Origin of the sequence: Pedobacter sp. UBA4863, assembly GCF_002399615.1 — a bacterium.
Lineage (GTDB): Bacteria > Bacteroidota > Bacteroidia > Sphingobacteriales > Sphingobacteriaceae > Pedobacter.
On the sequence record NZ_DHDZ01000026.1, the window covers coordinates 65,057 to 89,642 of the forward strand.

General features: G+C 39.5%; 16 protein-coding genes. All 16 read right to left on the reverse strand.

The annotated features are described in order from the left end of the window. Positions 1 to 48: 48 nt before the first annotated feature. The gene (ruvA, locus tag B3I52_RS04480; RefSeq protein WP_293299248.1) at positions 49 to 633 is read right to left on the reverse strand and encodes a Holliday junction branch migration protein RuvA; all 585 of its coding nucleotides are present in this window, start codon (positions 631 to 633) and stop codon (positions 49 to 51) included. A gap of 142 nt (positions 634 to 775) precedes the next feature. Next, positions 776 to 3,082: an NADP-dependent malic enzyme gene (locus B3I52_RS04485; RefSeq protein WP_293299249.1), complete on the reverse strand. Its 2,307-nt coding sequence runs from the start codon at positions 3,080 to 3,082 to the stop codon at positions 776 to 778. Between the two features lie 713 nt (positions 3,083 to 3,795). Then, a complete protein-coding gene (locus B3I52_RS04490; protein WP_293299250.1) occupies positions 3,796 to 5,547 on the reverse strand; it encodes a T9SS type A sorting domain-containing protein in 1,752 nt (583 codons plus the stop codon). A 308-nt stretch (positions 5,548 to 5,855) separates the two neighbouring features. After that, positions 5,856 to 11,573, reverse strand: coding sequence for a choice-of-anchor Q domain-containing protein (locus B3I52_RS04495; RefSeq protein WP_293299251.1), 5,718 nt, complete (start codon positions 11,571 to 11,573; stop codon positions 5,856 to 5,858). A 120-nt stretch (positions 11,574 to 11,693) separates the two neighbouring features. Then, positions 11,694 to 13,469, reverse strand: coding sequence for a transcriptional regulator (locus B3I52_RS04500; RefSeq protein ID WP_293299252.1), 1,776 nt, complete (start codon positions 13,467 to 13,469; stop codon positions 11,694 to 11,696). A 65-nt stretch (positions 13,470 to 13,534) separates the two neighbouring features. Then, positions 13,535 to 14,938: a lytic transglycosylase domain-containing protein gene (locus B3I52_RS04505; RefSeq protein ID WP_293299253.1), complete on the reverse strand. Its 1,404-nt coding sequence runs from the start codon at positions 14,936 to 14,938 to the stop codon at positions 13,535 to 13,537. Positions 14,939 to 15,075: 137 nt separating this feature from the next. Next, the gene (gene gatA, locus B3I52_RS04510) at positions 15,076 to 16,500 is read right to left on the reverse strand and encodes an Asp-tRNA(Asn)/Glu-tRNA(Gln) amidotransferase subunit GatA (RefSeq protein ID WP_293299254.1); all 1,425 of its coding nucleotides are present in this window, start codon (positions 16,498 to 16,500) and stop codon (positions 15,076 to 15,078) included. A 31-nt stretch (positions 16,501 to 16,531) separates the two neighbouring features. After that, positions 16,532 to 16,726 (reverse strand): Sec-independent protein translocase subunit TatA/TatB, encoded by a 195-nt coding sequence (locus tag B3I52_RS04515; RefSeq protein ID WP_293299255.1) that lies wholly within the window; start codon positions 16,724 to 16,726, stop codon positions 16,532 to 16,534. Between the two features lie 26 nt (positions 16,727 to 16,752). Further along, on the reverse strand, positions 16,753 to 17,127 hold the full coding sequence (locus tag B3I52_RS04520; protein WP_293299256.1) for a Sec-independent protein translocase subunit TatA/TatB: 375 nt from the start codon (positions 17,125 to 17,127) through the stop codon (positions 16,753 to 16,755). Between the two features lie 49 nt (positions 17,128 to 17,176). Further along, entirely contained in the window at positions 17,177 to 18,445 is a 1,269-nt protein-coding gene (locus B3I52_RS04525; protein ID WP_293299257.1) for a murein hydrolase activator EnvC family protein, read from the reverse strand. A 19-nt stretch (positions 18,446 to 18,464) separates the two neighbouring features. Then, on the reverse strand, positions 18,465 to 19,259 hold the full coding sequence (locus tag B3I52_RS04530) for a DUF4292 domain-containing protein (RefSeq protein ID WP_293299258.1): 795 nt from the start codon (positions 19,257 to 19,259) through the stop codon (positions 18,465 to 18,467). Then, complete coding sequence (locus B3I52_RS04535; protein WP_293299259.1) at positions 19,237 to 20,928, reverse strand: tetratricopeptide repeat protein; 1,692 nt, start codon at positions 20,926 to 20,928, stop codon at positions 19,237 to 19,239. Before B3I52_RS04535 ends, B3I52_RS04530 begins: the two co-directional genes overlap by 23 nt. A 76-nt stretch (positions 20,929 to 21,004) precedes the next feature. After that, complete coding sequence (gene dut, locus B3I52_RS04540; protein ID WP_293299260.1) at positions 21,005 to 21,439, reverse strand: dUTP diphosphatase; 435 nt, start codon at positions 21,437 to 21,439, stop codon at positions 21,005 to 21,007. Between the two features lie 28 nt (positions 21,440 to 21,467). Then, positions 21,468 to 22,949 (reverse strand): lipopolysaccharide biosynthesis protein, encoded by a 1,482-nt coding sequence (locus B3I52_RS04545; protein ID WP_293299261.1) that lies wholly within the window; start codon positions 22,947 to 22,949, stop codon positions 21,468 to 21,470. 49 nt (positions 22,950 to 22,998) lie between these two features. Beyond that, positions 22,999 to 23,283 (reverse strand): acylphosphatase, encoded by a 285-nt coding sequence (locus tag B3I52_RS04550; RefSeq protein WP_293299262.1) that lies wholly within the window; start codon positions 23,281 to 23,283, stop codon positions 22,999 to 23,001. Positions 23,284 to 23,484: 201 nt separating this feature from the next. Continuing rightward, entirely contained in the window at positions 23,485 to 24,432 is a 948-nt protein-coding gene (locus tag B3I52_RS04555) for an NAD(P)H-dependent flavin oxidoreductase (protein WP_293299263.1), read from the reverse strand. Positions 24,433 to 24,586: the final 154 nt, after the last annotated feature.

The window sequence follows — 24,586 nt, forward strand, 5'->3', positions numbered from 1 at the left end:
CTACCAATAAAACAAAATAGGTAAGTTTGTTCTTCAAATATGGTTTATTTATAAGTTCTTCAATGCTTGTTTAATCATTTGCTCTACAGAAAGCTCAGCGTCTGCATTTTTAGCTACATTTATCAAAGCTTTTTCTGCTGCTTGTTTGTTAAAGCCGAGCATGATTAAAGCAGATAACGCTTCATCTTTAATTGTATTGTGGATTGGCATCGAAATTAATGATTCTATCCCCTCTTTTTTCAATTTATCTTGTAATTCTAGCACTATACGCTGTGCCGATTTAGCGCCAATACCTTTAATCTTCTGTATCAAGGCAACATCAGCATTAACAATGGCCTGCTGTATTTCTGTTGGCGTAATAGAAGAGAGCATCATACGGCAAGTAGTTGGGCCAATGCCCGAAACCGAAATTAAATGCAAAAAAAGCTTACGTTCGCCTTCGTCTGCAAAACCGTAAAGCGTATGTGCATCTTCCTTAACATGTAGCCAGGTATAAATCTTGCATCGCTCTGCGCTACCTAAGGCAGCATAGGTATTTAAGGATATATTGACATGATAACCCACACCGCCTGCTTCTACAACAATATAGGTTGGCCCTTTAAAGGTGAGCTTCCCATCGATATATGCATACATGATCTTAAGTTAAAAGTAAAAAATTAAGGGTTAAAAGATGTATTATCTAATCAAGCTCGCCTAAAATACTTTAGGCGAGTAAATATACCCGCCTAATTTAGTATTTAGCTTTGAGTTACCACAATCTTTTATATTGCTATAACTATTTCTTTTTAAACAAACCTCTTTTTTTAGGCTCGCCGTCTTCTTTTGCTTGTACATCTAATACGGCAATAGTTACCATGTTCACAATTTCTCTTACCGAACTGCCTAACTGCAAAATATGAACTGGCTTTTTTAACCCCAACAAAATTGGCCCAACCGCTTCGGCACCACCAAGTTCTTGCAATAATTTATAGGCAATATTACCCGATTCTAAGTTAGGAAACACCAAGGTATTTGCCGATGCGTCTGCCAATGTGCTAAAAGGAAAGTTATCTTTTAACATGGTATTATTAATTGCAAAGTTTCCTTGCATTTCTCCATCAACAATTATTTCTGGGTGCTGTTGGTGCAATAATTTAACGGCTTTACGGGTTTTTTCTGGAATTTCGCCATCATTTGAGCCAAAGTTAGAATAAGACAACATGGCTATACGTGGCGTAATGTTAAACTTTCTTACCGATTTTTCTAGCAACAGGGTCAAGTCCACCAATTCTTCGGCAGTTGGATCTACGTTTACGGTAGTATCTCCAAAGAAAACCGGCCCCTTTTCGGTCATCATCATATACATCCCTGCTACACGCTTCACGCCGTCTTCTGTACCTATTACTTGTAAAGCTGGCTTAATGGTAGTTGCATAGTTTTTGGTCAAGCCAGAAATCATGGCATCGGCCTCGCCAAACTCTACCATCGAAGAACCGAAATAGTTCCTGTCACGCATCATTTTCACAGCTTCAGCTACCGAAGTAACCCCTCTTCTTTGTCTTTTCTCGTATAACGACTTGGCGTATTTTTGAGTTCTTTCTGGCTCTAATGCCGGATCGATGATTTGAACACCTTCTAGCTCTAAAGCACTTTCTTCAATAATTTGTTGGATTTTCTCCTTGTTACCCAATAAAATTGGAATAGCAATGTTATCGTCCTTAACAATTTGAGCTGCCTTTAAAATCTTATAGTTATCTGCCTCAGCAAAAACCACACGCTTAGGATCTGATTTGGCCTTGTTGGTAATGGCACGCATAATGGCATCATCCGTACCTAAGCGCTTTCTCAGTTCTTCGGCATAAGCATCCCAATTGGTAATTTTTTTACGGGCTACGCCACTCTCTATTGCCGCCTTTGCCACCGCCATAGAAACGTTGGTCATTAAACGGAAATCCATTGGTTTTGGAATGATATAATCTTTACCAAACTTTATATTTTTAGAATTGTAGGCCATATTTACCGCCTCTGGCACTGGTTTTTTGGCTAATTCTGCAATGGCACGTACTGCGGCAATCTTCATTTCTTCGTTAATTGCCGTTGCCCGCACATCTAATGCACCTCTAAAAATATAAGGGAAACCCAATACGTTGTTTACTTGGTTAGGATAATCGGAGCGACCGGTAGCCATAATCAAGTCTTTACGAGAACCTATAGCCAAATCGTAAGCAATTTCTGGATTTGGGTTAGCCATTGCCATTACTATTGGGTTTTTAGCCATTGATTTTAGCATATCAACCGACACACAATCTGCCGAAGAAAGACCAATGAAAACATCAGAATCTTTCATGGCCTCTTCCAAGGTGTTTAAGTTGCGAGCAGTGGCAAACTCTGCTTTAATTGGGTCTAAATTTTCACGATCGGCACGAATTACACCGTTCCTATCGCACATTACAATATTTTCTTTTTTAGCGCCAACGGCTACATAAAGTCTCGAACACGAAATAGCTGCTGCTCCAGCTCCGTTTACTACAATCTTAATCTTATCTAGTTTCTTTTTTTGTAGTTCGCAAGCATTAATTAGTGCCGCTGCCGATATAATGGCCGTACCGTGTTGGTCGTCGTGCATTACCGGAATGTTCATTTCTTCTTTTAGCCTACGCTCAATCTCGAAACATTCTGGCGCTTTTATATCTTCTAAGTTAACACCGCCAAAGGTTGGTTCTAATGCCTTAACAATTTTAACAAAATCATCTACATTTTTAGTATCTAGCTCTAGGTCAAAAACATCAATATCGGCAAAAATTTTAAACAAAAGGCCTTTACCTTCCATTACTGGCTTACCAGCTTCTGGGCCAATATCGCCTAGGCCAAGAACCGCCGTACCATTACTAATTACAGCCACCAAGTTTCCTTTTGCGGTGTATTTATATACGTCGTCTTTATTATCTGCAATTTTTAAACAAGGCTCTGCCACACCTGGCGAATATGCCAAGGTTAAATCTCTCTGCGAAGAATAAGGTTTAGTTGGTATTACTTCTATTTTCCCAGGTCGGCCCTGCGAGTGATAATCTAAAGCATCTTGTTTTCTATTAATCTTACTCATTTCTTAGTCATTTATAGCCGCCAAAGTTACAATCTTTTTTGAGGATATAATTTGTTTTTTGTCAATCTGTATTGAAGAGCAATCAGTTGGCTGGCCTTTATAAATTAGTCTGTTTAAACTACCTCCAGGACCGAAAAACTCTTCCCGTTTAAAATGCTATCGCGTGGACACAAATATTGGGAAATGTTATTTTCTGCCCCCTCGGAGAGGGGATATGCAAAATGCTTAAGCACCATGTGTCGCCCTTTGAAGAGTTTATTGCGATTTTCGGAAGGGCATGGGGAGGAATGAGATGTGTCCAAACGACAGCTTTAAAACGGTCTATTTTTATTGAAAAGCCACTTATAGCTACTATTTACAGAAAGCCCCTCTTTCGGCTATAGTCCTCGCTCGCTAAAGCTCGCTGTGGGCTGCCGTCTCAATAGTGTTTATAAAACCTAAGCCTTAGTACCTACACTAAAAGTTGTAGCCTAATTTTATTCGCTTTTGCTTATACAAGAAAAGCTCCAGCAAATAAATCGCTGAAGCTGGCCGAGAAACGTTTAAGTTTAGCTTAAGTGAGTTGATGCTCAAAATAAAACCATACAGCTATCATTAGCAAAATAGCAACGGCAATAATTAACCAATAAATGGTATGATCTGATTTTTTCATGTTGTTGGTCTTTCGTTTGTCTTTTGTGCAGTGCACAAAAGACAAACAGCGGTAAACGAGTTTATCGTTTTAAAAATTTATAGGTTTTTTGCGCTATGGTAATCAGATAAAGTCCTGCGGGAAGTTCGGATACGTCTAGCCCATTTCTTAAAGCCGTCGCATTACCAGTCCTTAATTTTTGCCCCACGCTGTTCAACAAGGTATAAGTATCGTTGGCATCAGTGTCGAGATAAATTTTATCTTTAGTTGGGTTGGGGTAAAGCTGGGGGCTGAAAGCGGAAAGCGAAAAGTTCAATGACCTAATGCCCAAATCTGTTTCTTTGCCATCATTATCTACCTGCACCAGTTTATAATAGCTGGTACCGTTTAGTGGCGAGCTATCGTACAGTAAATAATTCCCACCAGTAGCCGAAGTTCCTAAGCCTGCTTTTTGGTCTATAGCAATAAAATCTGTTCCGTTGCTGCTTCGGTAAACTACAAAAAGCGCATTGTTTGTTTCTGCAGCGGTTTGCCATATTAGTTTTGTGCGGTTGCCATCTGCTTTAGCGATAAAGTTGATTAGCGTAACCGGCAATGGTGTTTGGTACTCGTAAGCGCCCAAGTCTATAGCAGTTCCGATAATACGAGTATTGCCGGCAAGATCGGTAGTAATGGCATTCAAATCTGGTGTTTGGCCTGCATCAAAATAAGTATTGCTTCCTTTGTTGATAAGGGGGCTGGTGTTTTTTAAGCTGTAATCTCCATTGCTTGCATCTACAAAATCTGGGTTGGTATTGCCATCAATATTGCCATTGGTAATATCGGTTGAACCCTGTACCAAGCTGTACGAAACAACAGGTGTTCCATTACCTTCAATGCCGGTATTATTGCCGTATATAATACTGTTGCGTATTTGAGGTTTTGAACTAGCATCAGCATTATAAATTCCGCCACCACTATTAGCTGTATTTGCGCCGATGCTTACATTGGTTAAAACAGGGCTGGAAGAAGTTACGTTATATAGTCCACCGCCTAACTCTGAGGCTTCGTTCTCTGTAATTATGATGTTGCTTAGCACTGGCGACGACTGAGATTGGTTGGCCATTCCGCCACCATCTTTGGCTTGGTTTCCCTGCATGGTTATTCCTGATAATACCGGTGATGATTCGTAACCAAAAATACCTCCGCCCGATTCGCTTACCGTGTTGCGGGTAATCATTAGGTTTTGCAATACCGGAGAAGACGCTGATAGGTAGATACCACCACCAGAGCACTGGTAAACCTGGTTGCCGTTTATAAGGATATCGGCACTTGATGATGCATTAGCCCCGGAAAGGGTAAATCCATTTAGCATTGCACTGTTATTGTTGCCCGAAGAAACAACCACATGGTAGGCATTTTCTCCGTTGTTTGTAAAGCCTGCATCGTCTCCGTTAAAATCACCACTTAATGTAGTTGCATTAGCAGTATTGTTTAAATCTCTATCCCCTAATAATGTTTCTGTACCTGCAAAACCGCCATATACTTGTACATTGTTTTTAAGTACAAAGGCATTGTTGCGGTCGTTGGCATTGGCGGCACTCATGTTATCTGCCCTGTATTTGGGCTTGTAGGTACCACCTGCTACCCAAACTTGTTGTACGTTGGCGGCGTTAATAGCCATTTGTAAATCATCGCTCGCATTGGTCCAAGAGTTACCGCTTTTGTTACCGGCACCGCTTGCTGTTACATAAATAACGCCGTTACCGTTGGGCGTTTGTGCCTTAATCTGGCTGTTGCCCATGGTTAAGGCAAACAATACCGTAAATAAGTAGAGGATGTAGTTTTTTTTCATGTTGTTGTTTGTTAAGAGCTGTAACCTATCCCTCTTTGCCAGTCAGGCTGGCGATGGAGAGCGTTTTTGATGGTGTTTTTTTATTTGTTTTTCGTTAATCCTTGCTCTTTAATCCTTGCTCATTATTGTTGGAGCTAAGTAACACTACCTAAAAGAGGCCGTCTCAAGAGTTAAAATCATATCGTCATTTCGAAGAGGTACGAGGAGAAATCTCCCATAGAAGTGCTTTTGAGTGAGATTTCTCACTCCACTTGGTTTCGTTTCGAAATGACGGCCGACTTTTAAGACAGCCTCTGTAGGATGAGGACTTATTTAATCACCAACAATTTCTTTACTTCTTTTACTCCTTTACCTGTTAGGCTAACATAATAAACGCCGGTAGGCAAAGCTGCTACAGAAATTCTTAAATCTGCGTGGTTTTCCTGTAGTTTTATTGTTTGCAACAGTTGCCCCTGTATATTGTGTAGCTGAACTGTTGAGTAGCTACCCGCTGCAAAGGTGATGTTAACATGGTCTTTTGCCGGATTGGGGTAAAGGTTAAAAGTTGAAAGTTGAAAGTTAAAGCTGACTGTTTTGGTGTCTAAATCTGTAGCAGTACCATCTTTATCTATTTGTACCAGTTTATAATAGTTGGTACCGTTTAATGGCGAGTTATCGTACAGTAAATAATTGCCACCAGTTGCCGAAGTCCCTAAGCCTGCTTTTTGGTCTATTGCCGTAAAATCGGTTCCGTTGCTGCTGCGGTAAACTACAAAAAGCGCATTGTTTGTTTCTGCTGTGGTTTGCCATGTTAGCTTTGTGCGGTTGCCATCTGCTTTGGCGGTAAAAGTTAATAACGAAACTGGTAAAGTACTTTGGTATTCATAAGCACCAATATCTATAGTGCCACCGCCGTACACTCTGTTATTGTTAGCCATGTCTTTATCATTGGTTAAATCCCCTCCATTTGCTGTGTATGCTGCATTACTTCCTTTGTTAATTCCAGGGTTTGTGGCTGTCAAGCCAAATAAATCGTTATCAGAAACCTGACTGCTTTCAAACATTAGATTTGTAGGCTCCTCGCGAACCGCCTGCAGCTCAAAACTTACCCCAGCCAAACTAACAACTATGCTGTTTTTTACCACACCAATCTTGGTAGAGTTGGTGCAACTTGGTGTAGTAGAACCATTATTATACCAAATAGAATTAAAAACATTTGTAGTTGAGTTATGGCTATCTTGTGCCGCGGCACCACTGTTTGATATAAAATTAGTATTCAAATAGGTAGCGGTAGCACCGCTACAAGTAAATGAGCCTTCTCCGTTTCCGCTATTATTTGAAATGATGGAATTGCTTACTAACAAATGCGTAGCTTGTTGATTTATTGATGCGCCATCGTTATATACGCCTGATCCATGCCCTTCACTATAATTATTTCTGATCAAAACATTTTTTAATACATTGCTTGCTCCATTATTATAGAAACCAGCGCCAGCGTTACGATAAATATTTTCGCCATTTACTACAATTTTTACGCCACCCGGATTTTCGGCTCTTCCCTCTTCTATTACTACCCCATCTAACAATGTTGCACCTAAATCTCCTGCCGATATTACCACGTGATAGGCATTATCCGAATTATCATTTTGGATACCTATATCGCCACTTAATATCGTTCCGTTTTCGCCAAAAATACGTTGATTTACCAATGTTGAGATATTATTTGCAGGATCAAATCCTCCATAAACTTTTACATTTTTACTCAGTACAAAGGCATTATCCCTGCCTCCATCTGCGGTGTTTTGACCATCGGCGGCATTATATAGTGGCTTATATGTCCCTTTAGCTATGTAAATTTTTAAAGGATTGGTAGAAGTTCGCGAAATTTGAGTTTGTTGCGCCCATAAAAGTGCATCGGCAAGATTTGGAACAGCATTTGCCCAACTATCACCTTTAAAATTACCATTACCTGTGGTGCTTACATAAATAATATTATCGGCATCGGGCATTAAAGGGGTGTTGTAGGAGCTTTCATAAGCACCCATATCTATATTTGCTTTTTGTATGCGGGGGTTACCGGCAAGATCGGTAGTAATGGCGCTCAAATCTGGTGTTTGCCCGGCAGCAAAAAAAGTATCGCTTCCGTTGTTAATAAGGGGGCTGGTGTTTTTTAAACTAAAATCTCCATTGGCTGCATCTACAAACTCTGGATTGGTACTGCCAGCAATATTGCCATTAGCATCTGCGAAGGTTACACCTTGTACTAAACTATATTTAATATCGGAACCGCCACCAAAAATACCATTAGTATTGTTTCCATAAATAATACTGTTTCTTATTTTACAGGTAGAATTAGAATCATAAATACCAGCACCATAATAAATAGTAGAATTTGCTGAAATGGTAACATTGGTTAAAACAGGAGAAGAAGAAGAATTATAAATACCGCCGCCATAGGAAGCAAAATTACTTCTAATAACAACATTGGTTAAAACGGGAGAAGAAGAAGAATTATAAATGCCGCCGCCATTACCATTAATAGCATTATTAAGCGAAATGGTAACATTAGTTAAAACAGGAGAAGAAGAAGAATTATAAATACCACCGCCATTACCATCTCCAGCACGATTACCGCTGATGATTAGATTGCTAAGTACTGGAGAAGAAGAAGAATTATAAATGCCACCACCGCGACCATCAGCACCAGCACTACCATTGGTAATGGTAAAACCATCTAGCACTGCAGCAGCTGTTAATCCGTTATTATTGTTATAAATCACACTACTATTATTCCCTTTTAAGGTGCTTACATTGGTTTTGTAGTTGCGCTGTGTTAAAGCTGTTTCGGTACCGGTAAAGCCACCGTAAATTTTCACCCCTTCTTTCATGCTAAAACTTTGCCCACTGGCTGGCTGGTATTCTCCTGCGGCTACCCAAACTTGCTGTGCACCTACAGCATTAATTGCCGCCTGCAATGTTGGCGAAGCATTTGCCCAACTGTTGCCGGTAAAATTTCCATTACCCGTAGTGCTTACATAAATTATACCGTCGGTATCGGGAACGGGTGCTGTATCAAACTCGCTCTCGTAAGCACCCATATCTATGTTTGCTTTTTGTATGCGTGGGTTGCCATCTAAATCGGTAGTTATGGTGCTTAAATCGGGTGTTTGGCCTACGGCGTAAAAAGTGTTGCTGCCTGTACCAATGGTTGGGCTGTTGCTTTGTAAACGGTAATTACCACCGGCATTTAAACCTGCAGTTAATGGGCTTACAAAGTTGGGGTTAGTAGTGCCGTCAATATTGCCATCGGTGGTAGCAGTTAAACCTTGTACTAGGCTATATTTAACATCGGGAGTACTGCCATAAATGCCGGTATTATTGCCATAAATAATACTGTTTCTTATTTTACAGGTAGAGTTACTAGCATTATAAATGCCACCGCCATTGGTGGTAGCATTATTGGCAGAAATGCTTACATTCGTTAAAATGGAAGAGGTATTGCTGTTATTATAAATGCCACCGCCCATTTGACTAGCACTATTTCCGGAAAGGATAACATTGGTTAAAACGGGAGATGATGAGTTACCAGTATTATAAATACCGCCACCATACCTGCTAACACTATTTGCCGAAACACTTACGTTGGTTAAAACAGGAGATGAATTATTATTAAAAATACCACCACCATTAGTAGCGTTATTTCCCGAAATGGTTAGATTGCTTAACGCAGGAGAGGTATTATTATTAAAAATACCACCACCATTAGTAGCGCTACCCCCTGTAATGGTAAAACCATCCAATAGGGCAATGGCTGTTAAGCCATTGTTTTGGTTAATAATCACGCTAGCGTTATTCCCTTTTAAGGTGGTTACATTGGTTTTGTAGTTGCGCTGTGTTAAAGCTGTTTCGGTGCCGGTAAAGCCACCGTAAATTTTCACCCCTTCTTTCATGCTAAAGCTTTGTCCACTGCCGGGTTGGTACTCGCCTGCGACTACCCAAACTTCATTGCCGCTTTGTGCTGCATTTATCGCTACTTGCAATGCTGGCGTGGCATTTGCCCAACTAGCGCCATCATAATTTCCATTACCGGCAGCACTTACATAAATTATACCATTAGCATCGGGCTTTGGCAATGGATAAAACTCACTCTCGTAAGCACCCATATCTACAACGTTTTTTTGTATGCGTGGGCTGCCATCTAAATCGGTAGTTACAGCACTTAAATTGGGCGTTTGGCCTGCGGCATAAAAAGCGTTGCTACCTGTACCAATGGCCGGGCTGTTGCTTTGTAAACGGTAATCCCCTCCGTTATTTAAACCTGGCGCCAATGGGTTTAGAAAGTTAGGGTTTGTAGCACCGTCAATATTGCCATTGGCATCTGCGGTAGTTACACCTTGTACTAAACTATATTTAATATCAACAGTACCACCTGCGCCACCAATGCCTCTACTGTTTGCATAAATGACACTGCTTTCATCAACATAATTGTTTCTATACACAATACTGTTTCTGATAATGTAGTTAGATTGATAATTAAAGATACCACTGCTAAAATTAGCACTATTACCACTGATGGTAACATTGGTTAAAGTAAGTGAACAATTAACTTCACTATAAACACCACCGCCAGTAGAAGAAGCGAGATTACCACTAATAGTAACATTGGTTAAAACAGGAGAAGAACTAACATTAAAAATACCGCCGCCATTAGTAGCACTATTTCCCGCAATGATTAGATTGCTAAGTATAGGCGACGAATTATAATTATAAACACCTCCACCATTATTATCTGCATATCCATTAGTAATGGTAAAACCGTCTAGCACCGCAGCAGCTGTTAAGCCGTTGTTATTATTACGAATTACACTATTGTTATTGCCTTTTAAGTTGGTAACATTGGTTTTGTAGTTACGCTGGCTTAATATGGTTTCGGTACCTGCAAAGCCACCGTAAATTTTCACGCCTTCTTTCATCTTAAAGCTGTTCAGATTGGCTGGTTGGTATTCGCCTGCGGCTACCCAAACTTGTTTTACGTTGGCGGCGTTAATGGCCATTTGTAAATCATCGCTCGCATTGGTCCAAGAGTTACCGCTTTTGTTACCGGCACCAGCTGTTGTTACATAAATAACGCCACTGGCATCGGGAACAAGTGCTATATCAAACTCACTCTCGTAAGCACCTAAGTCTATTTTTCCTTTTTGTATGCGGGCGTTACCGGCTAAATCGGTAGTAATGGCGCTCAAATCGGGAGTTTGGCCTGCGGCGTAAAAAGTGTTATTGCCTGCACCAATAGCTGGACTGCTGTTTTGTAAACGATAATCCCCTCCACTACTTAAAGCTGGCGCCAATGGACTTATAAAGTTAGGGTTGGTAGCGCCATCTAAATTATGGTTAGCAGCATCTGCTGCCATGCCCTGCACCAAACTGTAGCTTATATTGGGCGTAGAAGAAATATTGAAAACACCATCGCTATTACCATAAATAATGCTGTTTTTGATAATGGGATTAGAAACATTATTATAAATAGCACCACTAGAAGAAGGAGAGCTATTACCGCTGATGGTAACATTGATGTATACAGGAGAAGAAGAAGTATTATAAATAGCACCGCCATTAGCAGCACTTCCATTAGTAATGGTAAAACCATCTAATACGGCAGTAGTTGTTAGGCCACTGTTACTAATTACGCTAACATTATTGCCTTTTAAGATGGTAACATTGGTTTGCCAATTGCGCTGACTACGTCTGGTTTCGGTACCGACAAAGCCACCATAAATTTTAACGCCCTCTTTCATGCTAAAGCTTTTCAAATTGGCTGGTTGGTATTCGCCTACGGCTACCCAAATTTCATCGCCGCTTTGTGCTGCATCTACCGCATTTTGAAAATTAGCGTAAGCATATGTCCAGCTACTGCCATTTTTAATAAGACCCGTATTATTTGCTTTTACATAAATGGTGGCCGCTTGTAACGAGCTAAATAGTATTAAAGAAATAAACAGGGTTAATCCAATAGTTTTTTTTGTTTGGTTGAGTGGAGTTGGTTTCATCTTCAGCTATTTTTAAACTCCGTAAAGTTGTAAAACAACCAAGCCAAACACCAAAAAACAAGCGTGGACAAAAACGTGGACAAAAAATCAACTAACTAATTATCAGCTAATTAAAAACAGTTAAACTTGAGACAAAAAGGTTTCCACATTACTGTTTGGCATAATGGCTTCTATTTTTTTACGCAAGCGGTGGCGCTGTTTGCGCACCGATTCGGCACTAATACCTTGTGCATTAGCAATTTCTTTGGTAGGCATATTAAGCTTGGTCAGCGATAAAAAACGAAGTTCGGCTGCAGATATATCAGGAATAAGCTGCTTCGTATTTTCAAAGAAGTTTGGATATACTTTATCGAAGTTATTTTTAAAGGCAAGCCAATCATTGTCGGTAAGTATGCTAATCTCTTTTAGCGAAGTATTATCGGTTTCGGTGCCGTATTGCTGTTGAAGATTTTCGATCAACTTGTTTTTCTCTACCATGTTTCGGGCAAAAGCATTTAACTGTTCTTTGGCATGGGCTACCTCGGCATAAGCCAATTGCTTTTCGTTTTCGAGTTTTTGTTGTGCTATTTTATTATTTAGCTGTTTACGATTGTATAAAAGCAATGCCAAAAGTGCAGTTACCACAATGCTAAGCATACTTATATTTCGCAATAGTTTATACCTATTCGCTTCTTGTTTTGCCATTAAAAAATTCTTTTGCATCAGCTCAAATTTGAGTTCTGTGTTGGTTGCAGAAAAACGAAAGGCCTTGGTCACGTTTTGCAAACTATCTTTAAGTAAATCAAACTCTTTTAAGTATAAAAAAGCACTATCCGTATTTTTCAATACCGAAAATGTTTTGGTTAGACCTTCCGCAGTTTCCAATTTTGCTTTTAAATGCCAATAATAATTTGCTTTAACGCCGTAATTATGCGCTTGCTGAAACAGTTTTAAAGCTACCGGAAATTGATGGGTTTTGTAGTTAACCTCTGCCAAAACATTAAGCACAGCAGCAGCATTGCCAAAGTCTTCATATTTTATGGCACTATCTAAATTTGATTTTAAAAGCGGAACAGCTGCTGCATACTTGCCTTGCAACACTAAGGCTCTGCCAATACCTCCATCGGTTATGCCTTTCCAAATATTCAAATAATAATCTCCCATTTTTTGGGGTGAATAGTCACCAGGCCTTAGTCCATAATCTTTCAATAAATGGTGAAGCTTATTGTATTGCGAAAGGGCGCTATCCAATTTTCCCAAGTTTTTATAAGATGCGCCAGCTAAATCGAGCAGGTAAATATGATCTAGCACAAAATTTGTCTTTTTATCGAATGACTTTAAGCCCTTTAAAGCATAATTTAAGCTCTGTTTAAAATCGCTAATGTGATATAAAATACCGCTTACCGTTAAATAACGATAATAGATGTGTTTAAAATGACTAACACCTATTCTTTCTTGTATTTGTAGAGCCTTTAATAAGTAATACAGCTTTTCTTCTTCGGGGGCTTTAAATTCTGCATATTTAACGTACATCTCCGAAAGTAACTGCTCATCTTTAAGTTCACTTGTTTTTAAAATACATTGCCAAAGTTCATCTACAGCTACATTTCCTGGCTTACCTTGCATTTTATACAGCATTATCCTGGCTGCCAATCTTTTGTTGTCTGCATTGTTTTTGAGATGCTCTTCTAACTCTGCTACACGTTGAGCAAATTTGACATTGTTAAAATGCTCGCTTAAATCGGCATAGGCCAGCTCGGCAGTAATGGTTTGGTTTACGCCTTCAACCCGCCAAGCCTCTATTAACTGTGCGGTACTGTATGTTTGCGCCAACACCGCAATTGGTGTAAACAGCAACAACATTAATAAATAACTTATAATATTTGTTTTATGGATCGAGCTTTTGGTAATGAGCATTATTTAAGAGTGTCTGATATCGCATAGCAAATATACAAAACTTTAAAAATGAATTTTGCAGCAATTTACATCAACTTCAACACCATGCCCTCGGTAATTTTTGCAGACTTTAAGCCATTTGCTGCTTTTAAGCTAGCCACGGTAATGCCGTTAAACTTTTCGGCAATGCTAGATAGGGTATCGCCCTGTTTTACCTTATAATTAGCGAAATTAGTTTTAGCCTTGGGTGTAAATTGTACTGGAACGGTATCTTTGTAAATCTTCAATTTTTGACCCGGAATAAGGGTAGCTACCTTGAGTTTATTCCAAACTTTTAAATCTTGTACTTCTACCCCATATTTATTGGCAATAGCCGTAAGGTTTTGTCCAGGCAATACTTTATGCACCAAACTATTGGAAACAGTAGCTTGTTTTTGCTGCGCTGCTTTCTTTCTTAAATCCCTAACATCGTCTGTTGATGCTAAAATCACTTCTCGATCTGTTTCTATATCGTTGTTTAAAACTACAAATAGCTGTTCGTAGAACTGATGTTCTGGTCTGGGAATAACCATACGTTTTGGCAGCATAGCGGTACCGTTTACGATTTTCTTTTTATAGCTTGGGTTAAGTGCTATTAATGTTTCTTCGTTGTGGTTAATGGCATTGGCTACATCGCTTAATGCTACAAAGTTTCTAACTTGTACGGTATCGGTTTTAAAAGCAAAGGCAGTTGGTTTGGCAACTATTTGATGTGTTTTTGCATACTTCATTACATAAACGGCAGCAATAAAAGCGGGTACGTAATTGCTGGTTTCTTTGGGTAAAAACTTCCTAATGTCCCAAAAGTTTCGGGAGCCTGCTTTGTCGATTGCCCTATTTACGTTTCCTTTACCACAATTGTAGGCGGCAATGGCCAACAACCAATCGCCAAGTTCTTCGTAAGCATCTCTAAAATAGGCCGCAGCGGCGTAACTGGCCTGTATAGGATCCTTTCGTTCATCTACAAAGTTATCCATGTTTAAGCCATAGGCTTTGGCAGTGCCAAACATAAACTGCCACAAGCCCGTAGCGCCAACCCTAGAAACTGCATGCGGATTTAAAGAAGACTCTACAATTGCCAAATACTTAATTTCTGCTGGGATGTTATAGCTTTTTAATGCTTTCTCGAAAATTGGAAAATAGTAGGAAGAAAGGCCTAACATATCGCCGTACATGCTTTTGCGCTTGGTATAAATGTCGATGTAGCTTTGCACGTACTCGTTATAATCTAACGGAACGGTTTGTTGTATAGAATCTAAACGGAGTTTGTACAGCAAACTTTGCCCAAAAAGCAGTGGTTGTTCTATCACAGGAACTGCAACAGTATCTGTGGGAAGAGCGGTGGTTAGCCTTTTTAAAATGGTATCGCCTTGGGCAACTTTAACTGGGGCTTGAGCTTGAGTGCTTAAAGCAGTTACAAAAGTCAAAACAGTAAGTATCAATTTCCTCATAAGCTAAAAGTTCTTGTCATTTAGACTATAGGGAGCAATCTGTTAGCTAAATGATGTTTAGATACAGATTCTTCGCTACACTCAGAATGACAATTTTAAAGATTTCTCCTCATTCTTCGTCGAAATGACGACTTTTATTATGCTTTTTCTAAAAAATTATGTGATAAAGTAAGCAAAATCTGTTCGTTAAAATGTTTGGCCATTAATTGCATGCTTAACGGCAAACCAGCTTTATTATTGCCCAAAGGCAAAGCCACCGCCGGAATACCTGCCAAAGAAGCCAGTACGGTATAAATATCGGCCATGTACATTACCAAAGGATCTTTCACGTTTTCGCCAATTTTAAAAGCCGGGGTTGGCGCTACGGGGCTTACCAATACATCGTGCTCTTTTAATAATGTCGTTACTTTTTCTCTAATTAAACGGCGAACTTTTTGTGCCTTTTGATAGTAGGCATCATAATATCCGGCACTTAATACAAATGTACCTAGCATAATGCGACGCTTTACTTCTTTGCCAAAGCCTTCTGCTCTTGAACTTTTGTACAATTGGTTTAAGCTTTGCGCCTGTGTGTTGCGGTAGCCATAATGCACCCCATCGTAACGCGATAGATTTGAGGAAGCTTCTGCTGCTGTTAATACATAATAGGTAGGCACTAAATAGTCTAGCAAATCAAAAGATACATAGCTGATTTCGTGGCCTTCTTGTTTAAACTTTTCGATAGCCGCAAGAATGGCTTCCTTGGTTTCCGAGTCTAGCGCATCGCTCTCTATGGTTTCTTTTAATACTGCAATTTTTTTCTTTCCGCCTTGCGATATATTTTCTGAATATTTTGGAACTTCTAACGCAGAAACAGTGCTGTCATTTTCATCGGCACCGGCCAGCACTTCTAATAAAAGTGCTGCATCAGAAACTGAAGATGTCAAGGTTCCTACCTGATCAAAAGAAGAAGCATAGGCGATAACACCGTAGCGAGATATACGACCGTAAGTGGGCTTAAAACCAATGTTACCACAAAAAGCCGCTGGTTGACGAACGGAGCCTCCGGTATCGGTTCCCAAGGCCGCTAAGCACATATCTGCTTGTACCGCCACTGCCGAACCACCCGACGAACCACCTGCAACTCTTTCTTCATCGGCAGCATTTTTAACCGTACCAAAGTAAGAGGTTTCGTTAGAACCGCCCATGGCAAATTCGTCGCAGTTTAAGCGGCCAATAATAATGGCGTCTTCGGCCAACAGTTTTTTAACTACTGTTGAAGAATATGGTGCAATAAAACCATCCAACATTTTAGAAGATGCCGTTACTACATGGTCTTGGTAACAGATATTGTCTTTAATACCAATCACCATTCCTGCCAACCTACCTGCCGAGCCTTTTTGAAGCTTAACTTGTATTTCTTCGGCCTGTTTGGTGGCAGAATCAAAAAACACCTCGTTAAACGCATTGAGGTGTTGATGCTTTTCTATTTGCTTAAAATAGTAAGCAATAAGTTCTTTTAAAGTTAGCCGCTTTTGCGCAAGTTCTCCCTGTATCTCTGTTAAAGAGCTGTATTTCTTCAAAATCTAAAATAAAAGCGTTATTAAATGCTACTTATTGAGGTTTGTTCGTATGGTCTGTGGTAGTAGAATCAATGCCGTCTTTACCGTCTTTAAATTCTTTCATACCCTTGCCCAAACCACGCATTAATTCAGGAATTTTCTTGCCTCCAAAAAGCAATAAAATTGCCACAATTATTAAAATGATTTCGGTTGTTCCTAGCGCTGCTAGCATTGTTGATTGTAACATGACTGTTGTTTTATGTGTTTAATTTTTTAGGTGGAACTTTTTGGTTCCTTATTTTCTTCTTCGTTTGCTATTGATGGTTGCGTTTCTTCTTGGTGCTCGTTTAAAGCCCCAGGCTCTTCATCATCATGTATAGAATAAGAGTGATCTTCTTCTGGCTCCCGATAACTACGGCTTTCATCAGCCTTCCTATCTTCTTCATCTATATCAACGGCATTGATATTACGATGGATTTCTCTTTTTACACCTTCAGAGGCATCTTTAAATTCACGTATCCCCTTGCCTAAACCTCTTGCTAACTCTGGTAATTTTTTACCTCCAAACAACAAAAGTATAGCAATCATGATGAGCAATATCTCACCACCTCCCATATTTAAGAATTCTAATAATGGTACTTGGTACATTTTAAACTAATTTTATACAAATATAGCGTTTATTTTAAGCAAATATGCCCTATCGAGCCAACCAGCTTTCTGGATTTTGTGCCACAGCGCCTCTATGTATTTGAAAACCCAGCTCTGGCACGCCATCAGAAGTCCCGGCAACACCAATGGTTTGCTTGGTAGTTACCTTTTCTCCTTTACGCACACTTACACTTTGTAAACCTTCATATACCGTAAAATATTCTCCATGGATGATTACCACATAATACCTTCCAAATTGCGGAAAAACAGAACTTACCGTACCATTAAAAACAGCCCTAACAGCGGCTCCTTCACTGGTTTGAAAAATTACCCCGTTACGCATGGCCGTAGCCTGATCTACTTTATAAGCACCAAACCTTCCGGTAATATATCCGGTTGCTACCGGCGATGGAAGACTGCCTCTGTTAGCCTCAAAGGCATCAGATAATTTGGCCGCCTCCGGCGTAGATCGTAGCGCTTCGCTTGTTGTTCTTGGCTTAGAAGCCGTGGGAACTGGTTTATTTTCTGCTTTTGCTTTTGCAGCTGCAATCCTCTCACGCTCTCTCTCTTCTTCTTCTGCTTTTTTACGAGCCGCTGCTATTTCTCTCGCAATGGCAGCCTGAATTTGCCTATCGATTAAAGACTGTTGCTGCCTTTTCTTTTTAATGTCTTGTTGAAACTGTTTTTCTTGTTTGCTCAACTTATTTAATACAACAGTTTGTTCGCTCCTATTTTTATCGAGTTTACTTTTTTCTGTTTGTTCTTCTTTTAATAGGTTGCTTTTGCTCTTTAAATCTTTATCTAACACTACAATTTGACTGCTCAATTGCTTTTCGGTGCCCTGAATGTAAGCGGCTTGCTTTTTACGGTATTGGCCAAATTGTTGTAAATATTTGATACGTTTATAGGCTTGGTTAAAGTCGCTTGCGGCAAATATAAACATCATTTTATCGTACGAATTTCTGTTACGTTGCGCAAAGCGGATCATACCGGCGTATTCTTTTTTCAAATCGGCCAATCTGCCTTTAAGATTTTGTACCTTATGGGTGTTCTCCGTAATCTGGTGGTCCAGGTTTTTTATTTCGGAGTTGATGGTAGAAATTTTATCTTGCCTTAACCTAATTTGAGCTTTAATGGCATTAATTTGCCCTAAGGTAAGTTTCTTACCGCTTGCTGCTTTATTCAAGTTTTTTTGAGCTAGCTCTATTTCTCTTTGTAAGGCTTCTTTTTTACGTTTTAATTCTTTACTAGATTGTGCAAAACCGGTAGCACAAAAACATACAGCAACGATTAAAAGTAGGGCTTTATTTAACTTCATTAACCAAAAGTATAAAAAATTAATTGATTACTTGATAGTTCTTAGGAACCGAAAAAGGGAACTCCAAGCTTCCATTAGCGTCTATTTTTACAAATTCAACGGCTACACTTATTTTTTTATTGCCTACGGCAGAGGCTATTTTTACCTGCGAAGGAAAAAGTCCGTTAGTTAGGGGAGTGTATTTATCATAACTTACTTTAAGCCCTTGGGCCGCCGCCGCATCATTTAAGGTAAGCTCGGTAGATTTTAACAAGGTATTGAACAATGTTCTGTAAGCCAAACTTTGCGCTGTTCCTTTTAATACCCAAACGCCATTTTCTTGATTTAGCTCAGATTTTTCTGTCATAAATTCGGTGATGGTATTACCTGTTAAAATAGCTTGCAACCAAGCAAATTTCACCTGTTTATTGGTATAATCGTGAATATAAGAAAGCGGTTTTCTGAGAATAGTTTTTTGAAGCCTGTTCATTAACAGCAAGCTATCTGGCGTAATAACCCCACGAGCCGCCTCTAACGCCCCCCCAAGAGCGGTAACACTAAACCAAATCTTTTCGTCTTTCTTTATGCGGATATTGAGCGTTACGTTGTTTTCGTTGCCATCAATGGCTAAATCGGCCTTACCTTTTAGCGATAATGTGTTATATTGCAGCTCTTTTGCTAATAATGTTGCCAAGTTTTCTGCTTTCTTATCTACAACGGGAGTAGCTACCGTTGCTACTGGCGGCGCTTTTACAATTTCTTTCTTTGCCCTACAGCCTACCATTCCCAAAACACAGGCTCCAATTAAAATGCTATTTAATATATTTCTTTTCATTTATCTTTCTAGTTAACTTTTCCGAATGGTTACCCCCATTTTTTGCTTTTTGCCACTGCATTACCGCATTTTCTTTATCTCCCTTTAAAAAAAGGATATCGCCGTAGTGCTCTAAATAAACAGGGTTATTGGCCTCGTTGTTTTGCAAGGCTTTTTGTATGTAAGTAAGTGCATCGTCTATCCTATTTAGCTTAAACAGCACCATGGCATAAGTATCTAAAATAGAAGAATTTTGTGGCAAGGCCGATGCTGCCTTGGCTGCCAGCTTCTCTGCTTTAGGCAAATCGTGATTGCGCAAGGCAAGGTAATAGGCATAATTGCTCATGGTGAGGTAGTTATTAGGCGCTAACGTTACCGCCCTATCAAATGCGGCATCGGCCTCTTTTAACTTACCTTGGTCTATCAGCACTTCGGCCTGCAAAGCCAAAATCATTGCTTTAAGGCTAGTGTCTTCGGGGTCTAACTGCAAGGCATTTTTTAGCTCTAGGCCCGCTGCTGCGTTTTGTCCATTTCTGTGCAACGAAAAAGCACTGTAATAGTATAAAATTGCTTGGTTAGGATAAATGGTTAGCGCTTCTTCGCCTGTTTTAATGGCTTCTTCATAGCTGCCCATCAAGGTTTGTACACCAAGTAGTTTTTCCCAAGCGATGTATAATTGTTCTGCTATTTTTATGGCTGCCAAGTATTGTTCTCTAGCACCGCTTAAATTACCTTGTTGGTATAGTATATCGCCATAAAGCACCATTACTTTCGCATCATCTTTATGGTTGTTAAGCGTAATTAAACCTAGCGCTGTAGCATTTTTAACTACTTCGGGCTTATTAAAACGAAGCAACAATTGGCTTAAAATCTTCATTTTATTGGGCAAGGGCATTGCCACATTAGAAAACGCGACTTTAAGTGATGCGAAAGCTTCATTGGGTTGTTTTAAAGCATGATAAACATCGGCCAAGGCCAAATTCACTTCATAGTTGTCCGTATCAAGGTCTTTAGCTTTCAAAAGTATAGCTAGCGCCTCTTCATTTTGATTTTTCTCTAACAGCGAACCACTTAAATCTAAGTAGTTCTTAAGGTCGTTAGGGTTATCTTTAATCAATTTGTGCAATTCATTGTCGTTGCTAGCCAGAACTTGATTTTTGAAACGTTGCTTAGCAGCTGTAGATGCTTTAGATACACCAAATTTTTCTTCGAGCAGGTTATAGGCCTTTTGAGATTCGTCTAGTTTACCCGCAATATATAGTGCGTTTGCTCTATCAAAATAATAGTTTTCAAATGCTGGCTCTAGCTTTATCAATTGGTCTAACGTTTGAATAAGCGCTTCCATATTCCCGTTTCGCTTATAAATTTCGGTTTGCAGTTTAAGATACCAAGTGTTATTGGGCTGTGCCGCTAATGCCTTTTTGATAGAGATCTCTGCATCGAGCATTTTATTTTGCCGCATTTGTAAATTGGCCAATTCAAAATGTGCTGCATGGTTATTAGGGTCTAGCGTTAGAATTTTAGAAAAGCTATTACCTGCATTCACGTAGTTTTCGTTCAGTTTTTCTCTTAATCCGGCAAAGAAAAGTTCTTTTATGGCATTGCTATCTTTTACGGCAACAGGGTTTTGTTGCGCTTGTATTGAAAAGCACAGCCCTATTAAAATTGCTGTAAAAAATAGTTTATTCATCTTTTTAGTCCGAAATTAAAGTCTGAGATCGGAAGACGTAATCGCCAACTTACCAACAATTCATCAATTTAAACAGTTAAGCCTTACCGGTATGTCCGTAACCGCCTGCACCTCTATCCGTATCGCTTAGCTGTGCTGTTTCTTGCCACACTACAGTTTCGTGTTTGGCTACTACCATTTGCGCAATACGTTCGCCATTGTTTACTACGAAATCTGTATCCGATAGGTTAACCAACAACACCTTTAGCTCTCCACGGTAATCTGCATCTATGGTTCCTGGCGAATTTAACACCGTTACGCCATGTTTGTAGGCCAATCCGCTCCTCGGTCTAATCTGTGCTTCGTAACCTTGTGGCAACTCTATAAACAAACCCGTTGGAATTAAAGAACGCTGCAATGGTTTAATTATGATTTGTGCTTCGATATTAGCTCTTAAATCCATACCTGCGGCATGGGCTGTTTCGTAAGCTGGCAATTGGTGCGTAGATTTATTAATGATTTTGATTTGCATTGTAAGATATGAGTATTGAGATGTGAGACTAAGTTTTCTTAAAAATCTGTTTAAGTTCATTTTTTTCTAAGTAAAAAACTAAGGCCAAAAATAGCATTAACAAGGCATTGCCGATGTATATATTTTTATTAAACAGAAAAAATGAGCTGAAGCCAATGGCCACCGAAACAGTGAGATAAAATAAAATTCTCTTAAAATTATAAGGTATAGGGTAATGTTTATGGCCTAGACCGTATGATATTGCCATCATGGTAAAATAGGTAATCATACTTACCCAAGCCGAGCCCATGTAACCAAATTTAGGGATAAGTATGGGGTTAAAGACGATTGTGATTATTGCACCTATTACAGAGATATAAAGTCCGTATTTAGTTTGGTCTGATAACCTGTACCAAATAGACAAGTTCATGTAAATGCCCAAACAAACATAGCCCAGCAACAAAAATGGCACCGCAGGCAAGCCTACCCAATAATCTTGATTTCTGATAAAATATTTAAGGATTTCGATATTAGCTATTAAGGCCACAAATAGAATAGCCAAAGCAACCACAAAATATTGGAGTATGGTGGCATAAACTTTCTTCGCATTTTCTTGTTTAGCATAGCTGAAAAAGAAGGGCTCGGCACCCAGCCTAAACGCAGTGATGAAAATACTGATGAAAACTGCAATTTTACACACCGCTCCGTAAATTCCTACCTCGCTGGCGGCAATTTCTTCTGGCAGTAGTTTATTTAAAACTATTTTATCGAGGCTTTCGTTAATGGTGAACGACAAGTTAGCTACCAAAACTGGCCAACTGTAGGCAAACATTTGCTTAAACAACTGCTTATCAAACTTAAACTGGATTTTGGCAAATTCTGGCAGCAGCATAGCCAGCGTGGCGGCACTTGCTATTAAATTGGATATAAAAACATAGCCAATCCACTGGGTACTGTACCATGTTGCTATCCATTGTGCACCAATTAATTGGTTTTTTATAATTGCCGGCAGCACGAACAAGAAAATTAAATTAAACCCTACAAAAACGCCAATATTAAGAAATTTGACTACACTGTATTTTATGGGCCTTTCCTCTGCCCTAATTTTAGCAAAGGGAATTACACTTATGGCATCTAAAAAAAGGATCAGCAAAAAATAAACAGTGTATTTTTTATAATCGGCAACATCTTGCGGCGAGCTTGCCAAATAATTAGCAATAGGATCTAAAAAAACTAAGCCGGTAAGTAGAAATAATGTAGCTATAAAAGCAATGCACCAAAACGAATTATTGTAAACTTCTTGCTTTTTATCTTCGTGCTTGTTAAGGTACCTAAAAAATGTACTTTCCATACCAAATGCCAGCACCGCATTAATAATGGAAGCATTAGCATACATATTGGTAAATATGCCGTAAACGCCCGTTTTGTAAACTCCAGTATAAATTGGCGTGAGAATGAAATTGAATAACCTAGAGAATACGGTACTCAACCCATATATTGCTGTTTGCCCGAGGAATTTTTTTAAAGACACGCTGACTTTAGATTTACGACTTTAGATTTACGACTTTCTAAAACCAAGTTTACCATAACAAATTCTTTTTTATCACCACAAAGTTAGCATAACCTTGCAAATCACCCTCTTCTACAATTACTTGTTCTACATTGGCTTTTTCGGGGCCTTTATGGCACCACTCTACAAACAGGTCTAAAGTAATCTTGTCGGCTTCTGCTTCTATTAAAACCGAACCATCTTTTTCGTTCTTCACTTTCCCTTTTACGCCCATTTGGTCGGCCACGGCCTTGGTACTTGCCCTAAAAAACACGCCCTGTACCTTGCCTATTACTTTTATGTTGATGTGTTTCATTTTTTATTTAGTCCCAAAGTCGGCAGTCCGAAGTCAGATGACCGAAGTCCGCATCTTATTAAGCAGCAAAGATACGGTGCAACAATTTAACAATACAACAATTTAGCGATCGGTTTATTATTTTGAAGCAACTAAGTTCATTTTAGACAAATCTCTTAGGTCTAGTGGAGCGAAAAATATTCCCTCCGCATAAGGTAAATCCTAAAATTTTAGCGCTTGAAGCTTTTCCTTTTCTGCTAAAAAATCTCCCCAAATTTCGTTTAAAATAGTAGCGGCAGGTTTTATTTCATCTAACAGGGCCGATACTTGCCCAATTTCCAATTCGCCTTCTTGCATATTGCCTTCGAACATACCTAGCTTTGCTCTTGCACGTCCTAATAATTTGGCTAATTCTTCGGTACTTGCACCATTAGCTTCGGCTTGGGCAACGGCATCGGCAAATTCATTTTTAAGTAAACGAACCGGCACTAATTTTTTCATCCTTAGTTTGGTATCGCCTTCGGCGGATGAAATTATTTTTTCTTTAAAATTAGGATGCGCAGACGATTCTTCTGCTACGGCAAATGCCGAACCTATTTGCACGGCATCGGCACCTAAAGCAAAAGTGGCCAACATGGCTTTCCCACTGGCAATACCGCCCGCAGCAATTACTGGAATTTTTACGGCTGCTTTAATCATCGGGATTAAACACAAAGTAGTTGTTTCTTCTCTTCCGTTATGCCCACCAGCTTCAAAACCCTCGGCCACTATGGCATCTACACCGCTTTGTTCGGCCTTTAAGGCAAACTTGGTATTGGCAATTACATGAACCACCGTTATGCCCTTTTCTTTCAAAAAGTTGGTCCATGTTGCGGGGTTGCCTGCCGATGTAAATACGATTTTAATTTCTTCGGCTATTAGAATAGCCATTATTTCTTGAATATTGGGATAAAGCAAAGGCACGTTTACGGCAAAAGGTTTATCGGTTGCCTTTCTACACTTCTGGATATGTTCGCGTAAAACATCGGGATACATTGAACCGGCACCAATGATACCCAAGCCACCCGCATTAGATACCGCAGCAGCTAAACGCCAACCGCTACACCAAACCATACCGGCTTGGATAATTGGATATTTGATATTGAACAGTGAAGTGATTTTGTTTTTCATTATTGACTAGACCTATTTACCTTCATAATGTCCTATAGCAGACATTATCGTTACCCTAACAATATTTTCTTCAACAGCATAAATCATTCTATCTTTTAATATTTTACAGGTTGGATTTGGTGGTGACACCAAACTATAGCTATGGGCTGTAGGC

Bases quoted from the DNA above. Each gene is read 5' to 3' on its own strand.
- ruvA (WP_293299248.1), bottom strand. From the start codon at position 633: ATGTATGCATATATCGATGGGAAGCTCACCTTTAAAGGGCCAACCTAT.
- B3I52_RS04485 (WP_293299249.1), bottom strand. From the start codon at position 3,082: ATGAGTAAGATTAATAGAAAACAAGATGCTTTAGATTATCACTCGCAG.
- B3I52_RS04490 (WP_293299250.1), bottom strand. From the start codon at position 5,547: ATGAAAAAAAACTACATCCTCTACTTATTTACGGTATTGTTTGCCTTA.
- B3I52_RS04495 (WP_293299251.1), bottom strand. From the start codon at position 11,573: ATGAAACCAACTCCACTCAACCAAACAAAAAAAACTATTGGATTAACC.
- B3I52_RS04500 (WP_293299252.1), bottom strand. From the start codon at position 13,469: ATGCTCATTACCAAAAGCTCGATCCATAAAACAAATATTATAAGTTAT.
- B3I52_RS04505 (WP_293299253.1), bottom strand. From the start codon at position 14,938: ATGAGGAAATTGATACTTACTGTTTTGACTTTTGTAACTGCTTTAAGC.
- B3I52_RS04515 (WP_293299255.1), bottom strand. From the start codon at position 16,726: ATGTTACAATCAACAATGCTAGCAGCGCTAGGAACAACCGAAATCATT.
- B3I52_RS04520 (WP_293299256.1), bottom strand. From the start codon at position 17,127: ATGTACCAAGTACCATTATTAGAATTCTTAAATATGGGAGGTGGTGAG.
- B3I52_RS04525 (WP_293299257.1), bottom strand. From the start codon at position 18,445: ATGAAGTTAAATAAAGCCCTACTTTTAATCGTTGCTGTATGTTTTTGT.
- B3I52_RS04530 (WP_293299258.1), bottom strand. From the start codon at position 19,259: ATGAAAAGAAATATATTAAATAGCATTTTAATTGGAGCCTGTGTTTTG.
- B3I52_RS04535 (WP_293299259.1), bottom strand. From the start codon at position 20,928: ATGAATAAACTATTTTTTACAGCAATTTTAATAGGGCTGTGCTTTTCA.
- dut (WP_293299260.1), bottom strand. From the start codon at position 21,439: ATGCAAATCAAAATCATTAATAAATCTACGCACCAATTGCCAGCTTAC.
- B3I52_RS04550 (WP_293299262.1), bottom strand. From the start codon at position 23,283: ATGAAACACATCAACATAAAAGTAATAGGCAAGGTACAGGGCGTGTTT.
- B3I52_RS04555 (WP_293299263.1), bottom strand. From the start codon at position 24,432: ATGAAAAACAAAATCACTTCACTGTTCAATATCAAATATCCAATTATC.